The sequence below is a fragment of the Vibrio methylphosphonaticus genome, assembly GCF_023634655.1.
GTDB lineage: Bacteria > Pseudomonadota > Gammaproteobacteria > Enterobacterales > Vibrionaceae > Vibrio > Vibrio methylphosphonaticus.
The window spans coordinates 239,671-261,580 of the sequence record NZ_JAMKMS010000004.1 but is presented as its reverse complement, the minus strand read 5'-3'; the positions used below and the strand labels follow the sequence as shown (position 1 = coordinate 261,580).

The following is a 21,910-nucleotide window of genomic DNA, read 5'->3' as shown; positions in this document are numbered from 1 at the left end:
CAAAACACGGACGAGTTATTTACGACGCCATGTTGTACCAGCAGCGCCATCTTCAAGAACGATCCCCATTTCCGTCAATTTGTTACGCGCTACATCAGCATTGGCCCAATCTTTAGATGCACGTGAATCATTACGAAGCTTAATCAATGCTTCAATCTCAGCGACTTCATCATCATCACCCGCGTCTCCTTTTAGGAATGCTTCAGGATCTTGATGCAAAATGCCGATAATGTCTGCTAATTCACGCATTACTGCGCCGATCTGACTAGCCTGTTCAACATCTACCGTTTTCAATCGATTGATTTCTCGAGCCATATCAAACAATACTGAATAGGCTTCTGGCGTATTGAAATCATCATTCATCGCAGTGGTAAATCTTGTTACGTACTCTTCGCCACCCGTCGGTTCCGCATTCAAGTCCAAGCCACGCAATGACGTGTATAGACGTTCTAGCGCTGCTCGCGCCATGTTCAGATTATCTTCACTGTAGTTCAGTTGGCTACGGTAGTGACCAGACATGAGGAAGTAACGAACTGTTTCCGCGTCGTAGTGCGATAATACGTCACGAATCGTAAAGAAGTTGCCTAATGACTTCGACATTTTTTCTTTGTCGATCATTACCATGCCACTGTGCATCCATGTGTTCACATAAGGCGTGTCATGGGCACAGCAAGATTGTGCGATCTCATTTTCATGGTGAGGGAACTGCAAATCAGAGCCACCACCATGGATATCAAAGTGATCACCAAGGATAGAAGAGTTCATTGCTGAACATTCAATGTGCCAACCTGGACGACCTGGCCCCCAAGGTGACTCCCACGTAGGTTCACCTGGCTTGGACATTTTCCACAATACAAAATCCAATGGACTGCGTTTTGCCGTTTCGATATCAACACGAGCACCAGCTTGAAGCTGCTCGAGGTCTTGCTTGGACAAGCGACCATAATCGTCAAACTTACCAACTTCAAACATCACATCGCCGTTGTCGGCAACATACGCAAAACCACGTTCAATAAGACGCTCAACCAGAGCAACGATTTCTTCAATAAACTGAGTTGCACGAGGCTCAATATCAGGGCGCTTCATATTTAACGCATCAAAGTCTGCGTGCATTTCGCCGATTAGACGCTCAGTAAGTGAATCACAGCTTTCGCCATTTTCATTCGCTCGCTTGATGATTTTGTCATCAATGTCAGTGATGTTACGCACAAATGTTAGATCATAACCAACGTATCGAAGGTAACGAGATACGACGTCAAAAGATACAAACGTGCGGCCGTGGCCAATATGACAGAGATCGTAGATAGTGACCCCACAGACATACATACCAACTTTGCCAGCATGAATAGGTTTGAATTCCTCTTTTTGTCTCGTCAATGTGTTGTATATTTTTAACATGATCTCTATCTAGATTATTACGTTCAAAAGTATCGTCGATTATAACCATAAACCTCACCAGAATGGAGCGCTTAAACGAAGAAAACTCACAAATTGTCTTCACCAAACCCCGAACTCCCCAATATCGGATAAAAACCACCCACTGAGAGACGGATCTGTGTATTTGACCGTTTGCTTGTCACCTCAGTTAAGCTAGAATCGTGGTTTCAACATAAAAAACACGATAATAGGTATTCATCATGATCACCCTTCACACTAATTTCGGCGACATCAAGGTTCAATTAAACGAAGAGAAAGCACCAGAAACAAGTGCAAACTTCCTACAGTACTGCCGTGATGGTTTTTACGACAACACTTTGTTCCACCGTGTTATCGATGGTTTCATGATCCAAGGCGGCGGCATGACCTCTGGCCTAAAAGAAAAAACAACACGTGCCACTATCAAAAATGAAGCAAACAATGGTCTAAGTAACAAAGTAGGCACATTGGCAATGGCTCGTACAATGGAACCACATTCTGCTAGCTCGCAGTTTTTCATCAACGTAAACGACAACAAATTCCTAGACTTCCGTTCAGAGAGCCTTGATGGTTGGGGTTACTGCGTATTTGCTGAAGTTGTTGAAGGTCTAGATATCGTAGAAAAAATCAAAGGCGTTAGCACTGGTTCTATGGGTATGCACCAAGATGTCCCACTAGAAGAAGTGCTAATTACCGGCACAACGATTCACGAGTAACGGTGAGGGAGAGCGTGGCTCTCCCCTTTTTATTATGACGACACTATTTATATCCGATCTGCACCTCTCTCCTTCTCTTCCCAATACGACAGAATGCTTCATTAAGTTTATGCGTAATGAAGCGATACATTCTGACGCCTTGTATGTACTGGGGGATTTATTTGAATTCTGGATCGGCGATGATGACCCATCTGATTTTGCTCAGTCTATTCGACATGAGTTTAAACAATTGACCAACTCAGGCGTACCGTGCTTTTTTTTGCAAGGCAATCGAGACTTCTTACTTGGTAAGCGCTTTTGTCGCGATACAGGAGTCACGCTGTTACATGAGCAAACCGTGATTGACCTATATGGTAAAAAAGTCGTGGTGTTACATGGCGATACGCTCTGCACTGACGACACTAAATACTTAGCTTATCGAGCCAAGGTTAATCAGCCTTGGCTGCAATGGATTTTTAATCGCCTCCCCTTCTTTACAAGACGGCGTATTGTTAATAAGATACAAGGCGATATCCGTGTAGAGAAAGTTGAAAAGTCGCTCGACATTATGGATGTCGCGCAAAGTGCGGTGGAAACCGTCATGAAAAAAGAAGACGTACATATGATGATTCATGGTCATACGCACCGTCCGAATATTCACACATTCCATCTTGGAAGTGACGAATATACGCGTATCGTCCTCGGTGATTGGTACACGCAAGGCTCTGTATTGGTCTGCACACCTGAAAAACAGGAACTACAAGTGCGAAATTTTGTTGAAAGCATGAGCCATTCCACAGAAAACCCGACAGATCGATAGTCAACGTTACCTATTAAACGTTAAGATAGTTGATACGTTTATGAGATCATGATGCCAAATTTGAAATACTCGTACATTGCCAGACAACCTATATTAGACATCCAACAAAAAACGGTTGGTTATGAGTTACTTTTTAGGGACGGTCCAAACAATACGTTTCCGGATATCGACCCTGATGTCGCGACTAATCGCCTACTTTCGGAACATTTCTTGGCAACTCATTACAGTACGATTGGCGATAAACTTGGCTTCGTGAATTTTCCTTATCAAAGTCTGATCAACCTAGTCCCGACCCTTTTCCCAAAAGATAATCTGGTGGTCGAGATTTTAGAAAGCTGTGAGCCGACACAAGAATTATTATTCGCAATCAAGAAGATGGCAAATGCAGGTTATACCATCGCACTAGACGACTTTATTCCCAAAAAAGAATGGCTACCTTTTTTACCGTATACCTCAATCATCAAAGTTGATATTCGCCAGTTCCCTCTTGATAAAGCGAAAGCGCTGATTGAAAAATTGCAGTCACACAACATCACTTTCCTCGCTGAGAAAGTCGAGACCTATGAAGAGTTCGAACAGGCCAAGGCGATAGGATTCACACAATTCCAAGGCTATTTCTTTAGTAAACCGCAACTAATACGACGTAAGCAAATAAAACCGTCATTTTTAACCGTGGTCCAGTTGTGTAAAGAGATTTCTAGCCCTGACATAAATTACGATGAGCTTGAGCGGTTGTTCTCGGTTGATGTGACGCTGTCATACAAACTACTCACATTCGTCAATTCGTCCTATTTAATCCGAGCAGAAATTAAGTCATTTAAACAAGCCTTGGTCTATTTGGGAGACGAGCGCTTACGCAAGTTTATTTCCTTGGTCGCCATTACATCGACCCAAGACGACAAACCAGACTCGCTGTATAGCCTATCAATACAAAGAGCCCGTTTTTGTGAGCTGATACTACAAGATTTAGACAGCAACATTGAAGATGGTCTTGGTTTCCTTACTGGTATGTTTTCTTTGCTAGATTCTCTTTTTGATCAACCTTTAGAAGAATTGGTTCATAAAATGCCAATCAATAATCTGGTTAAGTCAGCACTGGTTATCGAGCAAGGTAAACTCGGCAAAATCCTTTGCTTAGTCAAAGCGTACGAAAACGCCGACTGGAACTCAGTGGTTACGATTAGAGACAAGTTACAACTCAACGATGATCGACTAGCAAAGCACTACGACGATGCGATAAAATGGACGGAAGATCTGCTTACGATCGAATCTGACTATCACGCACACGCTTAATCTGGACCAAATATGTCACTTTGCTTTTGTGGTAGCCAAGTAGATTTTTCTACTTGTTGCCAACCTATTCATCTCAACCCTCTTTCCGCCAACACACCCGAACAACTAATGCGGGCGCGTTTTTGTGCCCATATAACTAAAAATGTCGACTTTGTTGTCGCAACCTATCATCCTAGCTGTCTTGCAGAAAATGAACGTGCTTCCATAGCGGAATCTATCAATGAAAACTGGACAAAACTTGAAGTAATCAGCGCGGAAGCAGGCGCTCATTTAAATGAAGGGTATGTGACATTTAAAGCGTTTCTTGAGCAAGACGGTTTTGAACACTGCCTTTCAGAACGCTCTCGATTCCTATTTGAAAACAACCAATGGTATTACGTGGATGGCGAGCTAGACGATACGACCGCTCCTCGTCCGTTGACTGTTTCGTCAAGTAAAGTAGCAAGAAATGACCCTTGTCCGTGTGGCAGCAAAAAGAAATATAAGAAGTGTTGCGGCTAATGAGTTAGTGAAAACGCCATTCACGCTAACAATACTTCACACTAACAATACGTAGACAGCAACAATACGTAGACAGAAACAGGGGCGATGCGTAGGCAGAAACAAGGTCGTTCTAAATTACCAGCACGTCTAGTAGCGTGCTGGTTCCAATTTTTTAGCCTACGTTAAGCTATCTCTGATAAGCTTTGAATTGATTAGTGAGCGGATCATATTGATAACCGAGCATATCAAGCTTTCCTACCACGCCTTCAACGTCCATCTCATACATGCACACCAGTTCTTCAAAAGACTCGCACTCTAAACGCAGCTTTTCATTGACGATACCCAATAAGATAATACTGTCAAAGCTACCTACATTACTCAAATCCATAGTCATACTCCCTAAAAAAGGCCAGTCATTTTAAGACTAGCCTTTTTTAACGAAATAGACAGTTAGCTGTCACAGACCGTGACAAGATTCACTCAAAGACAGCGAATGGGAAGACAGCTACATAAAAGCGTACAGTCTAAATAGTCCGACACAAGCAGAGAGCAGGCAGAAAAAAGCAAAACTAAGTTGGCGTTTTTCCGGTGCGGTATGGCGAATAAGATGCCAAATCCAGCACACAATACCCAGCAGCAACATCACGAATGACATCAGTAGTTCAATCAAATAGCCCTGCGCCACTTCTTCAGGCCATTGATACGCATTGACAAGAAAAATCAACGCAAATGCCATTGCTAATATCACACCCGACATAGGTAAGATTCGATGGAACGCTTGTAAACGAGAACGAGCAATAACCAGCAACAAATGAGCAAATGCACTGCCCAGTAGCAACCCAGAAGTCAACAGCGCAATACTCTGTCCTAATGTCGCTTGAGAAGAAACAACAATGCCCGAAAATGCCAACCCAAAGCCGTTGGCTAAATGGATAACCCAAAATGGACCTTTATCTCTCGTTTTTCCAGTTTTGACTTTTGAATAAAAATAGAAAATAGCAAAGACAACAAGAAAAGCTTCTACTTTCAACGACGCAATGGCCAACCATAAAAGACCAATAGCAGGAAACAGTTTATGGATACGACCCCGCTGTCCCGGACAAATATCGCCTTTTGCTAAAATGAGCGTAAGGATTAAAAGGGTAATCGTAAGCGCTGGCGCCAAAAGTGTTAGTATTGCAGTAACCATAATTCCAAGTGATAACTGGCCTAAAAGTGCGCTGATAATATATCAGCTAAGGGTAATTTGCTAATCTCTCTCCTTGCTTCCCTCTTATCGCCTACAACCCTACAGGCTATACCCCTATAGACTATAATGACAAAGTCAATAGTTTTGAAGTCTCTGAGTTAGGAGTATATAATGCGCGCCTCCAAAGTTAGAGGTCAACTCATGTACAACGACATAACCCCAATCCATGAAACCAAAAAATACTGGGCAGAATGCTTCGGTGTCGCCCCCTTTCTGCCGACGAGCAGAAAAGAAATGGACGCACTGGGTTGGGATAGCTGTGACATTATTATTGTAACCGGCGACGCTTATGTCGATCACCCTAGCTTTGGTATGGCGATTATTGGTCGCCTGTTAGAAGCGCAAGGCTTTCGCGTTGGCATCATTGCTCAGCCCGAATGGCAGAACAAAGACGCCTTCATGACACTAGGCCAGCCAAATCTATTCTTTGGTATCACTGCCGGCAACATGGATTCCATGATAAACCGTTATACGGCAGACAAAAAACTTCGTCACGACGACGCTTATACGCCCAATAACGAGGGTGGCAAGCGCCCAGACCGTGCAACACTGGTTTATTCTCAGCGCTGCCGTGAAGCCTACAAAGAATGTCCAATTGTGTTAGGAGGCATAGAAGCGAGCCTACGTCGCATTGCTCATTACGACTATTGGTCCGACAAAGTCCGTCGTTCTGTTTTATTTGATGCAAAAGCAGACATATTGCTTTTCGGTAACGCTGAGAGAGCTTTAGTTGAAGTTGCTCATCGTCTGGCTGACGGTGAGGAAATCTCAACATTAACCAACATTCGTGGTACAGCGATTAACCTTCCCGCAGAACCCGAAGGTTACACCATCATTGACTCCTCTCGCATTGAGAAACCAGGTAAAGCTTTCGTACCACAAAACCCTTACGCGGTAGAAAGCAATTGCGATACCAATAAAAAAGAACCTGACGTCACGGTAGAAGCAAAACCGATCGCCATTAGACCGTCACGTCACGACTCGAAAACAACAGCGGTTAGGCTGCCTCCATTTGAAAAGCTGAACAATGATCGGATTCTATACGCGCATGCCAGCCGTGTAATGCACCTAGAAACTAACCCATATTCAGGTCGGGCTCTAATCCAGCGTCATGGTAATCGTGAGCTATGGGTTAACCAAGCGCCTATTCCTCTTGCCACAGAGGAGATGGATTACGTGTTCGGCTTGCCTTATGCTCGTGTCCCTCATCCAATGTATGGTAAAGCAAAAATTCCCGCCTACGACATGATCAAAACATCCGTCAACATCATGCGTGGTTGTTTTGGTGGTTGCTCATTCTGTTCTATTACTGAACATGAAGGCCGTATTATTCAAAATCGCTCAAAAGAGTCGATTATTGGTGAGCTAGAAGAAATCCGCGATAAAGTCCCTGGGTTTACTGGCACAATCTCCGATTTAGGTGGGCCAACAGCCAACATGTATCGCTTAGGATGTTCGGATCCTAAAGCTGAAGCAAACTGTCGTCGCCCATCGTGTGTGTTCCCCGGTATCTGTAACAAACTCAATACCGATCATAAGCACACTATCGATCTTTACCGTTCAGCAAGAAAAGTGGACGGTATTAAAAAGGTCATGATTGCCTCTGGCGTTCGATACGACTTGGCGATTGAGTCACCAGAATATGTTCGCGAGTTGGTTACCCACCACGTGGGTGGCTATTTAAAAATTGCGCCTGAACATACAGAAAAAGCCCCTCTGGATCTTATGATGAAACCAGGCATGGGTACCTATGACCGCTTTAAAGAGATGTTCGAGAAATACAGTAAAGAGGCGGGTAAAAAGCAATATCTGATCCCTTACTTTATCTCAGCGCACCCAGGGGCCGAAGATGAAGACATGCTAAACCTTGCGCTTTGGTTGAAGCGTAATGAGTTCGAGTGCGATCAGGTACAAAACTTCTACCCATCTCCAATGTGTAACGCAACATCCATGTATTACTCAGAGACTAACCCGTTGAAACGAGTGAAATACAAAAAGCGAGAAGACATTCCTGTCGCAAAAGGTGAGCGTCAACGTCGTCTGCACAAAGCGCTACTTCGTTACCACGATCCAGCAAACTGGCCAATGATCAGAGAAGCCTTAACCAGTATGGGTAAAGCCTACCTTATTGGTGATAAAGCGAGTTGCTTGGTCCCTGCTGAAGATGTCGATTCACAGACACCAGCACAAAGACGAAAGTCAGGACGTCATGGTGCAAACCGCTTTGCCACTAAGCACACCAAAGGGCAGCCGGATATCCGCACAGATAAACCAAGAAATAACAAAGGGCCAAGGGCATCGGGCGGACGAAATAACGACAACCGCAATAGCGACAGTCAAAACAACGATAATCGCAGCACTGGTGGTCGCAATAACGGTAGTCGTACCAATAATGCACCGCACGCTGGTGGCAAGCCAAACAAGAACCGCAAGCCACGTACGCGGTAAAGAAGACATTTATTTTGTTTTTTGCAATGAAAAGCGCCTCTCAATATGAGAGGCGCTTTTTTTATTTTGAGAAACAAATATCATGACACAGGCTAAACCCATGATAATAAAGGCTTTAGAAAACTGGCACAGTTGATGCAATTTAATCATTGTCCCCACACTTTCGAGGCAACAGACATGGAACTAGTTAAAGCAGAAACCAACAACCATACTCTACGCGTTCAACTTTTTGGTGATTTTGATGCAAAAGGGAGCCGCGAAGCTCAGACAGAAATTGATAACATCATCCACAATGATGGGCATCATGAGATCGAAGTCGATTTAAAGAAGGTACACTTTATGGATTCTTCTGGCATCGGTGCTATTGTTTATTTGTATAAGCGTCTGATTGAACGTGAACGCATAATGAGAATAGAAAACGTCACAGGTCAACCTTTACAAATCATGAAGTTATTAAGAATTGGGCAGGCGATCCCAGTCAACACGCACGTCAATAATGAATACTTGTAATAACGAATACTAATAATAACAACGTTTGGCTTCATCGCGTTGAGCTAGGAGTAATATATGGATATATTTTCTCACGTAAAAGTTGCCACTGTTTCCGCCGCTGTTTTGCTGTTAGCGGCGTGTTCAAGCTACCCTGAGGAAGGCACCGGTGGTATCGCCGAACAATACGCGGGGTCCGATTTTTCGCCCGTCATGCCAGATGAACCACTAGGTCCAGAGCATGGAATGCGGTTCGATTGGAAACTCACTAAACTTCAGCTCGACTCGCTAATTCGCGAAGGTGCGAGCTGGTGTTTCCCTGCCGCTGTATTACAAGCCCAAGAAAAACAAAATCGTATCGCGAGAGAACTAGAAGGTGGCCTGTGGATAGATGCCGCCAACGACATCGTTATTCAACGAAAAAAGCTTAATGACTTGGAACTTCGCCTCGACTACGTTCGCTCTCAAGCCACTTGCGCACCACCTATGCAAGGTGAAGATTTCGACAATTTGATGCAAGTCGTTCAACAGATTTATGATCTGTTGAACGTAGACAACCAGTTTGCTGTTGATTCTACTGAAATAAACCCTAAATACATGGGGCACCTTGCCGAAGCGGCTAGTATCCTAAAGCAACACACCTCGATTCGACTCTCCGTTACTGGGCATGCTGATATGTCAGGAAGCAGTGAGCACAACGAAAAACTTGCGCTAGGTCGTGCTCAACAGGTCAAACGTTACCTGTCAATTTTCGGTTTAAACCCGCAAAGAATCGATACCTATTCTCTAGGGGATGAGTTGCCACTATATGAAGGTAATTCAGATGGTGTGCGCCTAACAAACCGTCGCGTTAGCATTGAGGTACTAGCCGACGAGGCCAGTAGCACCTCGATGGAGACATTATGATGAAATCAATATTGGCTTCTACTCTGTATTGCCTAACGAGCCTGCTTCTTCTTATTTCATTGTCAGTCCATGCTGAGACAAAGCAAGTGCAAGTGGGTGACTTGATTCAAGTAGACTTACCTGGAGAACCGACGCTTAACCGAGGATTTCAAGTCGATAAACGCGGTCGAATTTCACTTCCAGAAGTCGGGACTATTTTTGTTGCTGGTTACGATGAAGCGCAACTTGCAACAACGGTGACCACTGCATTATCCCAAGCCTTTCGTGATACCACGAACGCTAAAGTGTACATCGCTGAACGACAAATACTCGTATCTGTTCAGGGCTATGTCACATCTCCGGGGGAATATACCCTTCCCCATAATTCAAATATTCAAATGGCCTTGCACGCTGCGGGTGGGCTTCGTTCTGGCGCTCAACTAAACAAAATGATTCTAAAACGAGGTGCAGAACGTCAAGATTTTGATTACAAGCGTTTCCTTGATACCGGGGATGACAATAATCTACCCACCCTGCAATCACTTGATACGCTGTTCGTTCCAGCTTCGCCACTGGTGGGCAACATTGAACAAGAGTTTGATCCCTCTAAACTTGCAGATGCTGGTGACAGTGCGGATGCTAAAAAAGCCATCAAGGTGTTTGGTGAAGTGAATGCACCTGGTTCATTCTCTTATAAGTCAGGCAGCGATCTTGTCGACATTCTTATGCGCGCTGGCGGTGTCACTCGCTATGCAGGTGTCGAACAGATTCGAGTCATTAGTAACAATGTACCAATATTATTTAACCTTAAGCGGTACCTCGATTCCGGTGACACCTCACAACTTCCACCATTAGTCGCTGGCGCCACCGTTTTTGTGCCGAAACAAGAAGAAGAAATCAAATCCGGTGCTAATACCGTTTATGTCATGGGTGAAGTTGCAAGTCCCGGTGCGTACGAAGGAAAACGTGGCGCAACATTTATGGATATCCTTGCAAATGCCGGAGGACCCACTCGATTCGCAGAGTCACGTCAAATTCGTGTCATCAAGTCTAGCGGTAAGGTCATCAAATTTGATATGACCGCTTTCACTGAGGGACTGAAAGGAAATGAAGCACCAGACATCGGTCCTGGTGACGCGATTTTTGTACCTGAAAAAACGGATATGAACGAAAAGTCATGGCTAAAAATTGCACCCGACCGCGCGGTAAATGTCATTGGAGAAGTGGTGAGACCGGGCCGTATTGAATGGTCTGATGAAATGGACTTAATGGACCTACTCGCACACGTAGGAGGCCCAACGCTGCGAGCTGACACCACTAAGATTGAAATCGCTAACGGCAAGAAGATGAAAGTTTTTGACCTTGATAAGTTTATTAAAAATGGCGCGCCTCAATCTGGGTTACCGTATATTACTGCAGGCACTATCGTCCGCATTCACGATCTGCCTCAAGATCCCTCTGATAATAAATCACAATGGGTGAGACAAAGCTCAGACGCCTCTATTTATGTCTTTGGTCAAGTTAATGCTCCTGGTCGTTATCGCTTCACTAATGAGATGCACTTTCTTGATATTCTGTCAGCTGCGGACGGTCCTACAAAGGATGCCGATATACACAATATTCGCGTGACACACCGTGATAAAACTTATGCCACAGTGAGTAAATTAAACCTCTCTCTCTACTTTGAAACCGGAGATGAAACCATTCTGCCTAATGTTCTTCCAGGCGATACGATCTATATCCCAGAGAAAGACAAAAATTGGCTTGATACTCCTAAAGAAGAAACCATTAGAGTGCTAGGCGCCGTAAATAATCCAGGTCGTTATTCGTTTAATGACAACATGACCATACTCGATATTTTGGCAGAAGCAGGCGGTCCGAGCGATAAAGCATACCTAGAAAAGATCAGCGTAGTGAACATGTCGTGTTGCCAGGGGCAAGCCCGATCTTTTGATCTCGTCTCCTTTAGTAAAACCGCTGATATTAGAAAGCTGCCAGTGCTTCGAGCTGGCGACACCATATATATACCTGACAGAAGGGATAGCTTAGCCGAAAAAGCCCGCCTTGGCCTTAGCGATATTCTCAAGCTCACTACCACGATAATTTTAATAGGAGCGCTATAATGACTATCCCTGCAACCCACTCCGAAATAGAAGAAATCTATCTCAATGCAGAGCTTCATCAATGCCGCTCCCTATGCATTTCAGCGTGTAATGAAAAAGAGGGGACCACTTCCATTGCCCAGGCCTTAACCGAGCGCTATTTACTTGCTGGCTACAAAACTTTGCTTGTCGACCTTAATATGCATCACCCTAGCCTTACCCCTATTTCCATGGGAGAGACGGATCAAACGGTTCAAACAGGTGAAAAACATGGTAATAGTAATGGTTTAGTACAACACAACGCATCACCTCGTGTATTTCTTGGTATTGCGGCGCCAAGTGATCCTGCGACTAGGCTCAGCTACAAAGACCCTCGCCTATTACAACAAGAAGTCACCCATTGGCTTGAGGAGTATGATCGCGTAATCGTTGATACATCGCCCATCCTTAACGTTAATAAAAACAACATTCCCGCCCCTTGTGTCGCCAACGCATGCGATGGCACGATTCTCGTCGTGTTAAGTGGAGTAGCCGCCGTTAACCAGGTAGAGGACGCCATCGCTCGCCTCAGTCAAGGTGCACACACTCGGATACTAGGCACCATTTTAAATTATCAACACCAACCATCTTTGGCCTCAGAAATCTGCCGAGAGATAGATCGATTCAGCTGGTTACCAAAAGGTTTCACAGCGCGCCTAAAGCGTTCAGTAGCGAACAATCGATTTTTGTCTTCGCCTATTTGAAGATACGTCGCCCAATAGAGCGTATTCGCGGGTTGCACAGTTTAATTGGTAATTAAGCCTTAAGCTTCATACTGTTACCGATAAAAAATATTAACAATGCTTCGTTTTCGTCTATGCTTAAAGTCATCAAGGATGAATAATAAGAACAAGGACTGAGGCATGACTCCGAAAGTACTTCTCATCGAAGACTCGTCATCTCTTGCTGTACTTTATAAGCAGTTTTTGAAAGATGAACCTTACGACGTCATTCATGTCGCGACCGGCGGTGAAGCACAACGCGTGCTTGAACGTACCTTACCCGCTCTGGTCATTCTCGACTTGCAACTTCCAGATATGCAAGGAGAAGTGATCTTAGAATGGATTGCAGAGAAAAATCTGCAAGTGCCCGTCATTATTGCCACTGCTCACGGCAGCGTTGATATCGCGGTTCACTTAATACAGAAAGGGGCAAAAGACTTTTTAGAAAAACCCATTAGAGCCGACCGTCTCAAAACTTCCATAAGCATTCATTTAAAGCACGCCAAGCTCGAACACATGCTGGACGATATCCAGCAGCGATTAGACCGACAGCACTTTCATGGGTTCATTGGTGCTTCTGCGCCAATGCAAGGCGTCTATAAAATTATTGATGCGGTGGCAAACACGAATGCCAGTGTCTTCATTATTGGTGAAAGTGGTACGGGTAAAGAAGTGTGCGCTAACGCGATACATAAAGAAAGTGATCGTCGTGACAAGCCATTTATCGCCATCAACTGTGGTGCAATTCCGAAAGATCTCATGGAGAGTGAAGTTTTTGGTCACATGAAAGGCGCGTTTACCGGTGCGACAACCGACCGAAAAGGTGCGGCTACTCTCGCCCATGGCGGCACACTGTTCTTAGATGAACTGTGTGAGATGGATTTAGAGATGCAAAAGAAGCTACTACGATTTTTGCAAACCGGAACCTTTACACCGCTAGGTGGCACCAAAGAACATAAAGTTGATACACGCATTATTTGTGCGACCAATCGCGACCCCATCCTTGAAGTCCGAGAAGGACGTTTCCGCGAAGACCTTTACTATCGAGTCCATGTCGTCCCTGTCCACATGCCACCATTGAGAGAGCGGGATCAAGATATTGTTACGCTCGCTGAACATTTCTTAAACCTATACGCCAAGCAAGATAACCGTCGCTTCCAAAGTATTTCCCAAGATGCTCAACGCTACTTTAAAAAATACGCGTGGCCAGGCAACGTGAGACAACTTCAAAACATTATCCGTAACATCGTCGTTCTAAATGATGATAAGTCGCTCGGTGTCCAACACCTGCCTCCTGAAGTAAAAGCTTCAAGCACCCCCTCGGCTTCCTTAAACATAAACGCACCACAGCAATCCGCAACCATCATTAACAATGGTCCTTCGCCAGTGCACGACGCGTCGTCAGCACACTATGATATGGCAAATCAAGGTGTCACAGATAGAGCACTATTGCCCAATGGTATTGATCGTCGTAAACCTGAAGTTCATCACACCGAAGGGGCTCCAGAGTCTGTGGTTTCTCAGCAGCACATCGCTAGCATAGAGGCTTCTCCGGCGACATCAGACTCTGGTAATAGTCACGGCAACAACATAAGGCCAATGTGGCAAATAGAGAGAGAAGCTATCCAACAAGCCATTGATTTTTGTGATGGCAATGTCCTTAACGCAGCGGTATTGCTCGAGCTCAGCCCATCCACCGTCTACCGAAAGAAGCAAGCATGGGAATCGGAGGAGGATGCCTATCAACAATAAAATTTGGCTGGTTTTGGACAGCAGCCAATTTGGCGGTATAGAAACGCATGTTCTAGAGCTTGCTAAAGGATTAAAGTGCCACCAGCAAGACGTCGTTGTCGTCATATTTGACCAATACGACAAGTCTCCACCTTTAATCGAGAAACTCAAACAGCAGCAAATCTCCACGCTGATACTCAGTATCAACTACCCCGACATCCCTAAATGGAGACGATTGCACTGGGCGATGCAGCAGGAACAGGCGTCATCAAGTCCCCTCGCTGTCGTCCACTCCCACGGATATAAAGCGAATATTTTAACAAGACTCACCCGTTTTTTAGGTCGCTATCACAACATTGCTTTTGTTGCCTCATTCCATGCAGGCGAGACCCCAGCAGGAAAGGTGCGACTATATGATTGGTTGGACCGTTATAGTTCAGTCTATAACCACCTTCGTATCGCGGTCAGTGAAGCCATATTAGCAAAACTGCCTCTCAGCCATAATGCAGCACTGGTTAATAACTTCGTCCCACTGCAGGAAATTCAATCTCATTGTCGTAACCGTATCGCTTTCGTTGGGCGTCTAAGTGAAGAAAAAGGGCCGGATCGGTTTCTAGAGATCGCCGCATCCTGTCCCAGTGGTCACTTCGATATTTATGGGGATGGGATCATGCTATCGCAACTACAAGATAATGCCCCTTCCAACGTGACATTTCATGGCCAACAACAATCTATGGATGCGGTGTGGGAACATATTGATCTACTACTCATTACCTCCCGATTTGAAGGGTTACCGATGGCCGCATTGGAGGCGATGTCAAGAGGCATACCTGTCATGAGCTTCCCGCTAGGCCAACTTCCCGCATTGATTGAAACCGAAAAGAATGGGTGGATTGTTAAATCCAATCTAGAAATGGTGACCGTGCTCAATCTATGGCTAGCATTGCCTGCTGAACAACGTCAACTGATCAGCCAAGCGGCGCATCTGAAAATTCAACAGCACTACTCTACTGACGTTATCATTCCAGAGATACTCGACCTATACCAACACGCCTCACCAGAAGCATCACGGTAGGGTATCCCGCGGCTCTTTATAGTTTTAGGGCCAATTGAGTGTCGAGAACAGATCGTATTTTGAGAACCGGTCATATTTTAAAAGCTAATCGTTTATTGAGAGCCAATCCTTTTTCAGAGTAAATATTTCTTTTAGATTACATGTTGCTTTGAGAGTACATATTTCTTTGAGATTAAAATATTGCTTTGAGAGCAAAAAACCATCGATTTACTGCCTTTTACTCAACTCCCACGCGCCCCGGACCATGTTGCAAACTGATTCCTATAATGAGAATCCTCATTACGATTAGCCAAAAAATCTAAATAAAATCATAACGCACTGTTTTAAAAGTACATATTTTGTTGGCATCGCAATTGCTCTAGTAACGTATCGATTGAACTATTGCAGAATGATTGCGAGGCCAACATGAAAAATATCTTGTATGTCCACTTTGGAGAAAACTGGATTCGTGGTAGTGAGCAATGTCTCATTCAACTCATCGACCACTTAAACAGCACAGAATATCACCCTGTTGTTTGGACCAATAACCCGACACTTAATGATCGTTTGGCGGCTCACTCTATTGACTCTCAATTGGATAATTTCACCTTATTGATGGGAGGATACCAACCGAACTTTAACATCAAAAACTGGTTCCAACTCGTCAGTAAAGGGATCGCACTCATTAAGCAATTCAACATTGATGCTATTCATGTCAACAGTGGCGCGCCATGCCAATGGATGAGTCTCGTTGCCAAGATAACAGGAACACCTTTAGTCACACAGCTGCACTCTGACTATATTCTACGCGATCGTTTCTGGCTTGGATTACATCTCTCACCACGAGTCGTGACCGTAAGCCATGCCATCTCTAAAAATTTGCTTGCAGACGGTTTTCCCAAATCTCAACTTGATGTCATTCACAATGGCATCCCCAATGTTTCAACCTCAGAGACTGCTCCAAAGGAGCAACAAAAATTGCCGTCATCGTGGGTTAAAAAGGAGCTTCAGCTCCCTAGTGACACGCTTTTATTTGCAACAGTAGGATCACTTATTCACCGCAAGGGCGTTGATCGGTTGCTGCATGCCTTAGCTCGACTGACCCCCCACTATCCGAATTTGCACTTAGTGGTTATTGGAGATGGGGAGCTAAAACAAGCGCTGCAATCCCTCACTACACATCTTCGTATCGAAAAGCATGTTACCTTCGTTGGTGAACAAACCAATGTCTCCCAGTGGTTACTAGGGGGAGTCGACGGATTTATCAGTGCGGCTCGAGAAGAGGCTTTTGGACTGGTTATTGCGGAAGCTGCCCTCGCTAAGCTTCCCATTGTTGCTCCGAACACGGGTGGCATTCCTGAGTTTGTAACCCACAATACCAGTGCTTTGCTGTTTGATAACCATGGTGATGACGACCTCTTAGTCCAGTGGTGCCGACTTATTGATGAGTTTCCACACTTATCTCAGACACTAGCCGACCATGCTTTCGACTATGTTTCGACGCATCTCAGTGTAGAAACCAATGCCCGCGCAATTGAACATATCTACGACAAGGTAATCAAGAATCAGGCGCTGGAAAGTGTCTCGCTTTTCGCAGCATTACGACCGCTAAAAACGTATCTCCAGCGCCGTTGGGTGGGAGGTATCCGTCATGTCTAATATGAACTCTGCCCCTAGCCATCAGTCTACCTCCAATCGCCACGCGGTTATCTTTGACCCAATGCCCTTTCATGGCGGCTCAAAGGTTGCAACTCAAGCAATTCTATCGGTTTGCGATGAACCTGACTTATCCGTCAGTGTGATTACCGCTCACCCAAAAGGGTGGCAAGAGTATGCTCATACTGAAGGCAAAGAAATCAACATACTCACTATTCCTTTTTCCTCTTGGATGTCGTCGGTTACTGGCCGAGCGTTTTATTTGGTGCTCTTGTTTCGCTTTTGTTTATGTATGGCTTACCTCGCATGGTTGCCCAAAACAACATTACTTGTCGGCACCACTCAGCCAGGCTCGGACATGGCACTGTATCTAGTTAAATCTCTGCTTAAATATCCGATTATTCAATTCGTCCATGGTCCAGTTGGCAACTCTCGCTCTGTCGCATGGTGCCTAAAACACGCTGACCAAATTTATTATTTAGAAAGTACGAAAGCGTCCATTGAACTCGCACTATCGATGCTCCAAGATGGAACTGAGCTTCGACACATTAACGCAACACCCTTTATTAATGGACTGAGTGTTTCGCAATGGCCAAGTCTTCGTCAACAATCTCAAGCACGAGTATTTTGGGCCGCATCCCTGCTAAAGTGGAAAAATCTCGACCTTCTAACAGAAGCAATAAGTAGCATGAGTTCTCCTGTTGACGGTGATATTTGTTACATCAAACCGAGTTCAATGATCTCGCAACAGGATCAGTGCGCAGCCCCTCAACCAATCGCGACACTGAACTGGCACGAGCAACCAAAAAATCTAGATGATATCCGCAAACAGTGCAGTATTTTTGTTTCCACCAGCACACACGAGCCTTTTGGACTATCTGTACTTGAAGCGATGGCGGCGGGTTTATGCCCTATCATTCCGAAGGATGGCGCGTACTGGGACCAAATGCTCATCGAAGACGTGGATTGTTTAAAGTATCAACCAAACAATGCCCAGTCTCTCGCCGATAAACTTGCGTTACTCAGCCAGTCACCGCTGTTACGCGAAGAAATCAGTATTGCAGCGCTAGAAAAAGCGCAAAACTACCGAGCCGACGTCTGTTATCACGATGCCGCTCAATCAATCGCGATACTTTCTCAACCTATATGCCTGCGAGCAAGTTCTCATGAATAAGTCATGGCAACACTTCATCACTTACGGCTTTAGTATTGTCCTAACACGAGGGCTTTCACTGATAATGCTGCCATTCATTACTCGATATTTGGCACCAGAACAGATTGGCAAGCTTGAGCTACTGGCAACCATTAGCGTGTTTATTGGCCTATTCATTACCTTTTGCCTGCACGAAGCTCTTTATCGATACGCTGGACACTTCACTTGCGTCAAAAAACAATACGTGATTGCTAATCGACTGTTTACTTTATCTTGCTTAGTAGCAGCGATTATCGGCCTACCATTTTGTTTAATCGCCATTACTGTAGACCACGAGCTTCTCTCCCCTATCTCACATAAAGAACTGCTACTGGTATTGGTGAGTGTGCTCTTTATTGGACCACTTTCTGTCTCCACGGCTTGGCTTAGAATGCAGGACAAGGCACGCTCATTTTTCGTTATTAGTGCCATCGCCAGCCTCATTCAAGTCATCTGGATCGTTGTTGCTCTCAATCTACACGCAACCGTAGCAGCGGTGCTTTGGGCAGGACTTGTAGCAACATTATTTCAAATGGTGGCACTGCAAGTCGCTAACCAGTTTCGATTACGCAAAGTGCCCAAGTCACAAGTCAAACAGTACCTCATTTACAGTCTGCCTATTGTCGGTTCAGGCGTTGTCGCCTTTGGTCTAAGTGGCGCAGAAAGATGGATACTCGCGGCCAATACATCACTACTGGAACTTGGGCTCTATGCCATTGCCGCTAAATTTGCACTTGCCATGTGTTTACTGGTTCAACCTTTCGGTATGTGGTGGATGCCAAAACGATTTCAAATGATAAAAGAACAAGGCCGCACAGCAGTCATTAAAGTATCGCAAGCCGGACTCATCTACATCTTTATGCTTGTCGCAGCCATGAGCTATGCCGCGCCTTTGTTTATTTCAATCGCGCTACCTACTGACTACGAGCCTGCCATCACTTTCATCGTTCCCGCCCTTATGATCGCTATGTTCAAGGAAATGGGAGAAATCACTAATATCGGCATTCTTTATCGCAAACAGACACAACACCTATTCAGCATCAACTTGATCAGTGCCATCGTCGGCGTTACCTGCGCTTTTTGGGCTGGTAAGTGGGGAATTATTCCAATTTTGGCCGTGCTATCCCTCGTCGGTATTGGGCGCTTCTTTGCGATTAGCCTCATCAGCCATCGACTTTACAACCTGAATTATGACTGTGGGTCATTGGTTGCGTTAGCCACACTTTCCATTGGGTTTTGCTTTATGTCTCTTTATGTTGAGGACAACGTCTCTCGCTTGATCATGTGCGCCTTGTCACCTATTTTTATTCTATTAACCGCACTAATATTGCAACGCTTTGCGCAAACTCAACTCCCAACCCTGCAGCAGCAGAGTGAGACCTAAATGACGTCAACGCACACCAACCCAACAGCAAAACATGGCTTGCTTAGTCTTGGGGTTACCTTGTGCATCGGGCTTATTTGGTGGTTGATCCCTCATCCTGCTTTGGGACTCGCACTCAGCTTACTGCCCATTGCGATTTTGTTTGTTCTTAGTCAAACCTTTTGGTTAGTGACGCTCTTTATTGTCTTTTCATTTTTCCGCATTCATGAGGTTTTCCCGGTCCTTTATCCGTTAAAGTTCCCGCTAATACTATCCGCAGGCGCACTTGGTGCTTTACTTTGGCATACGCTCATCAGCCAACAGGTCAAACTCTATTGGCATCGAACCTATATTTGGCTGATTGCTTTTTGGGGACTGGTCATCATTGGTGTCATCCTCGCGGCTAATAGAGGTGTCGCTATCGCGATGTTCAATGGTACCTACTGGAAAATTATGGTGATGACATTGGCGGTATCATGGCTTATCACGTCGCCCAAAGAGCTGTCACGATTCTCTTTCTTGATGGTCACGTCAGGGCTACTTGTCGGTTGTGTTGCCCTTTTTAACTCCGTTAACGGTATCGGGCTGGTTGAAGGATCACGAGTTACGATTGGTCGCGATTTTGGCTCAATGCTCGGAGACCCAAATGATCTCGCGCTCGTCCTGATGTTCCCCCTCGCATTTGCGATCGGTGCCGCCACAACCAAAGGCGTTGGTGGCTTTTTCCGAACCTTTTCACTCGTTACCTCTATCGTGCTGCTGCTCGCCGTTATTGCGACTCAAAGTCGCGGCGGATTACTCGGGTCTATGGCAGTATTCGGCGTCTATGCTTGGCGACTAATTCCATCCAAAACGTTGTTCTTTTCTCTAAGCGGGATTGCCGCACTTGCTTTGTACGCCGTTGCTGGTATTTCTGACCGTGCGTCGGGAGGCGCAGAAGAAGCGGGTATCGATGCTTCAGCAATGGGGCGACTCTATGCGTGGGAAGCCGCCTATAAAATGGCGCTAGATAACCCAATCTTTGGTGTTGGTTTGGACAATTTTTATTATAACTATTTTTTCTATAGCCCTCACTGGGATGGTGTCAATCATGCGGTTCACAGTACATGGTTTGGAGTGTTAGCAGAAACTGGTTTTTTAGGTCTGGGGTTATTTATCATGTTTATTTATTCTTTGGTTAAATGCGCTCGCCAAACCCTCAAGACTATTGATAGCCAAGCAAATGTTCCACCGTATCTTTTATCAATGGCACTCGCTGTCTACAGCGGATTAATCGGTACCATTGTTTCTGGCACTTTTCTAACTCAAGGTTTCAATTGGCCCATTTATCTCCTAGCGGCACTCACTATCGCTGTCTCACAAATTGCTTCTCAATTTGAGAATAGTAATCCTCGCTAATGTAAACGAATGGTAACCCTATGTTTTAAAATAATTTATATAGTTGGCTCGCTTCTTGTAACTCTTAAAGGACCTCTAGCTTTTTGACAAGGACTTCAACGATGAACGCCACAACTTCATTTGATTTCAAAACTTGGTTACGCTCGCACCCGAATCCTAAAATGCAAAAGTTGTTTGTCTTTTTGAAAAAAACACGAGCAGCCGGGCTTCCAACTCCAAGATTCTACAATAAAGTTCTCTATGCGCTGGTGACCTTGTGTCGCAATAGCATTGAGACATTCACGCGTTTGGTTATTTATACCCCGGCATTTAAAGGGCGCATCGCCAGCTACGGACACTCCTTGTATCTGTATAGTGGCCTGCCCCTTATTACTGGGCCTCTGACCATAGAATTAGGTAACGAATGTCGTGTCTCTGGCCACACCACCTTCAGCGGTCGAACAACGCCCCACCCAGACCCAAGTTTGCAGCCCAAACTGCTTGTTGGTAGCAATGTTGACATTGGCTGGCAAGTCACCATTGCCGTATCAGAGCTGGTTGAAATTCAAGATAACGTGAGAATTGCAGGTCGCTGTCAGCTATTTGGTTACTCTGGGCACCCTCTCAACGCAGAAAAGCGCGCATTGGGCGATCCTGATGAAGATCATCGAATTGGAAGCATTGTCCTTGAAAAGGATGTCTGGTTGGCAACCGGGGTCACGATACAGCCCGGCGTCACCATCGGAAAAGGCACGATTGTCGCTGCAGGTAGCGTTGTCACCCACGATTTACCTTCGAACGTGATTGCGGCAGGCAGTCCTGCAAAAGTAGTCAAATATATCAACCAGGATCAGTAACGAAACCGCACAAATGAATACCGTTCGTTACGACTCAAA

At 45.1% G+C, this 21,910-nt stretch carries 19 protein-coding genes; 16 read left to right on the top strand and 3 right to left on the bottom strand.

All coding sequences use genetic code 11. The features are described from left to right. Positions 1-15: 15 nt before the first annotated feature. Positions 16-1,398: a cysteine--tRNA ligase gene (gene cysS / locus M9196_RS06745; protein WP_250616759.1), complete on the bottom strand. Its 1,383-nt coding sequence runs from the start codon at positions 1,396-1,398 to the stop codon at positions 16-18. Between the two features lie 239 nt (positions 1,399-1,637). On the opposite strand from cysS, the gene M9196_RS06740 reads away from it, so the two are divergent. The 4 genes from M9196_RS06740 to M9196_RS06725 are packed head-to-tail and all read left to right on the top strand — an operon-like array spanning position 1,638 to position 4,725. Then, positions 1,638-2,132, top strand: a complete 495-nt coding sequence (locus tag M9196_RS06740; protein ID WP_250616758.1) for a peptidylprolyl isomerase — start codon at positions 1,638-1,640, stop codon at positions 2,130-2,132. Between the two features lie 34 nt (positions 2,133-2,166). Beyond that, positions 2,167-2,931, top strand: a complete 765-nt coding sequence (lpxH, locus tag M9196_RS06735; RefSeq protein WP_250616757.1) for a UDP-2,3-diacylglucosamine diphosphatase — start codon at positions 2,167-2,169, stop codon at positions 2,929-2,931. A 60-nt stretch (positions 2,932-2,991) separates the two neighbouring features. Continuing rightward, entirely contained in the window at positions 2,992-4,224 is a 1,233-nt protein-coding gene (locus M9196_RS06730) for an EAL and HDOD domain-containing protein (protein WP_250616826.1), read from the top strand. A gap of 12 nt (positions 4,225-4,236) precedes the next feature. Continuing rightward, positions 4,237-4,725, top strand: a complete 489-nt coding sequence (locus M9196_RS06725) for a YchJ family metal-binding protein (protein WP_250616756.1) — start codon at positions 4,237-4,239, stop codon at positions 4,723-4,725. Positions 4,726-4,894: 169 nt separating this feature from the next. Here the strand turns inward: M9196_RS06725 and M9196_RS06720 are convergent, their stop codons facing one another. Together M9196_RS06720 and M9196_RS06715 are read right to left on the bottom strand one after the other, a co-directional pair. Continuing rightward, a complete protein-coding gene (locus M9196_RS06720; RefSeq protein ID WP_250616755.1) occupies positions 4,895-5,095 on the bottom strand; it encodes a DUF4250 domain-containing protein in 201 nt (66 codons plus the stop codon). A 117-nt stretch (positions 5,096-5,212) separates the two neighbouring features. Continuing rightward, on the bottom strand, positions 5,213-5,896 hold the full coding sequence (locus tag M9196_RS06715; protein ID WP_250616754.1) for a hypothetical protein: 684 nt from the start codon (positions 5,894-5,896) through the stop codon (positions 5,213-5,215). Between the two features lie 201 nt (positions 5,897-6,097). Here M9196_RS06715 and M9196_RS06710 point away from each other — a divergent pair, with 201 nt between their 5' ends. From M9196_RS06710 to M9196_RS06655, 12 genes are all read left to right on the top strand, one after another. Beyond that, on the top strand, positions 6,098-8,404 hold the full coding sequence (locus M9196_RS06710) for a YgiQ family radical SAM protein (protein WP_250616825.1): 2,307 nt from the start codon (positions 6,098-6,100) through the stop codon (positions 8,402-8,404). Between the two features lie 177 nt (positions 8,405-8,581). Beyond that, positions 8,582-8,914 carry an STAS domain-containing protein gene (locus M9196_RS06705; RefSeq protein WP_250616753.1) on the top strand — a complete coding sequence of 111 codons (333 nt, stop codon included), beginning with the start codon at positions 8,582-8,584 and terminating at the stop codon, positions 8,912-8,914. A 57-nt stretch (positions 8,915-8,971) separates the two neighbouring features. Continuing rightward, on the top strand, positions 8,972-9,799 hold the full coding sequence (locus tag M9196_RS06700; protein ID WP_250616752.1) for an OmpA family protein: 828 nt from the start codon (positions 8,972-8,974) through the stop codon (positions 9,797-9,799). After that, a complete protein-coding gene (locus M9196_RS06695) occupies positions 9,799-11,901 on the top strand; it encodes an SLBB domain-containing protein (RefSeq protein WP_250616824.1) in 2,103 nt (700 codons plus the stop codon). The genes M9196_RS06700 and M9196_RS06695 overlap by 1 nt, the downstream gene beginning before the upstream one ends. Next, complete coding sequence (locus tag M9196_RS06690; RefSeq protein ID WP_250616751.1) at positions 11,901-12,623, top strand: P-loop NTPase family protein; 723 nt, start codon at positions 11,901-11,903, stop codon at positions 12,621-12,623. The genes M9196_RS06695 and M9196_RS06690 overlap by 1 nt, the downstream gene beginning before the upstream one ends. A 159-nt stretch (positions 12,624-12,782) precedes the next feature. Next, on the top strand, positions 12,783-14,393 hold the full coding sequence (locus tag M9196_RS06685) for a sigma-54-dependent transcriptional regulator (RefSeq protein WP_250616750.1): 1,611 nt from the start codon (positions 12,783-12,785) through the stop codon (positions 14,391-14,393). Continuing rightward, positions 14,377-15,447: a glycosyltransferase family 4 protein gene (locus M9196_RS06680; RefSeq protein ID WP_250616749.1), complete on the top strand. Its 1,071-nt coding sequence runs from the start codon at positions 14,377-14,379 to the stop codon at positions 15,445-15,447. Before M9196_RS06685 ends, M9196_RS06680 begins: the two co-directional genes overlap by 17 nt. A 405-nt stretch (positions 15,448-15,852) precedes the next feature. Then, positions 15,853-17,085, top strand: coding sequence for a glycosyltransferase (locus M9196_RS06675; protein ID WP_250616748.1), 1,233 nt, complete (start codon positions 15,853-15,855; stop codon positions 17,083-17,085). Beyond that, complete coding sequence (locus M9196_RS06670; protein ID WP_250616747.1) at positions 17,078-18,256, top strand: glycosyltransferase family 4 protein; 1,179 nt, start codon at positions 17,078-17,080, stop codon at positions 18,254-18,256. The genes M9196_RS06675 and M9196_RS06670 overlap by 8 nt, the downstream gene beginning before the upstream one ends. Then, the gene (locus M9196_RS06665; protein WP_250616746.1) at positions 18,249-19,658 is read left to right on the top strand and encodes a lipopolysaccharide biosynthesis protein; all 1,410 of its coding nucleotides are present in this window, start codon (positions 18,249-18,251) and stop codon (positions 19,656-19,658) included. Before M9196_RS06670 ends, M9196_RS06665 begins: the two co-directional genes overlap by 8 nt. Next, entirely contained in the window at positions 19,659-21,035 is a 1,377-nt protein-coding gene (locus M9196_RS06660; protein ID WP_250616745.1) for an O-antigen ligase family protein, read from the top strand. Between the two features lie 101 nt (positions 21,036-21,136). Next, positions 21,137-21,871 (top strand): acyltransferase, encoded by a 735-nt coding sequence (locus tag M9196_RS06655; RefSeq protein ID WP_250616744.1) that lies wholly within the window; start codon positions 21,137-21,139, stop codon positions 21,869-21,871. The last annotated feature ends 39 nt before the right edge of the window (positions 21,872-21,910 follow it).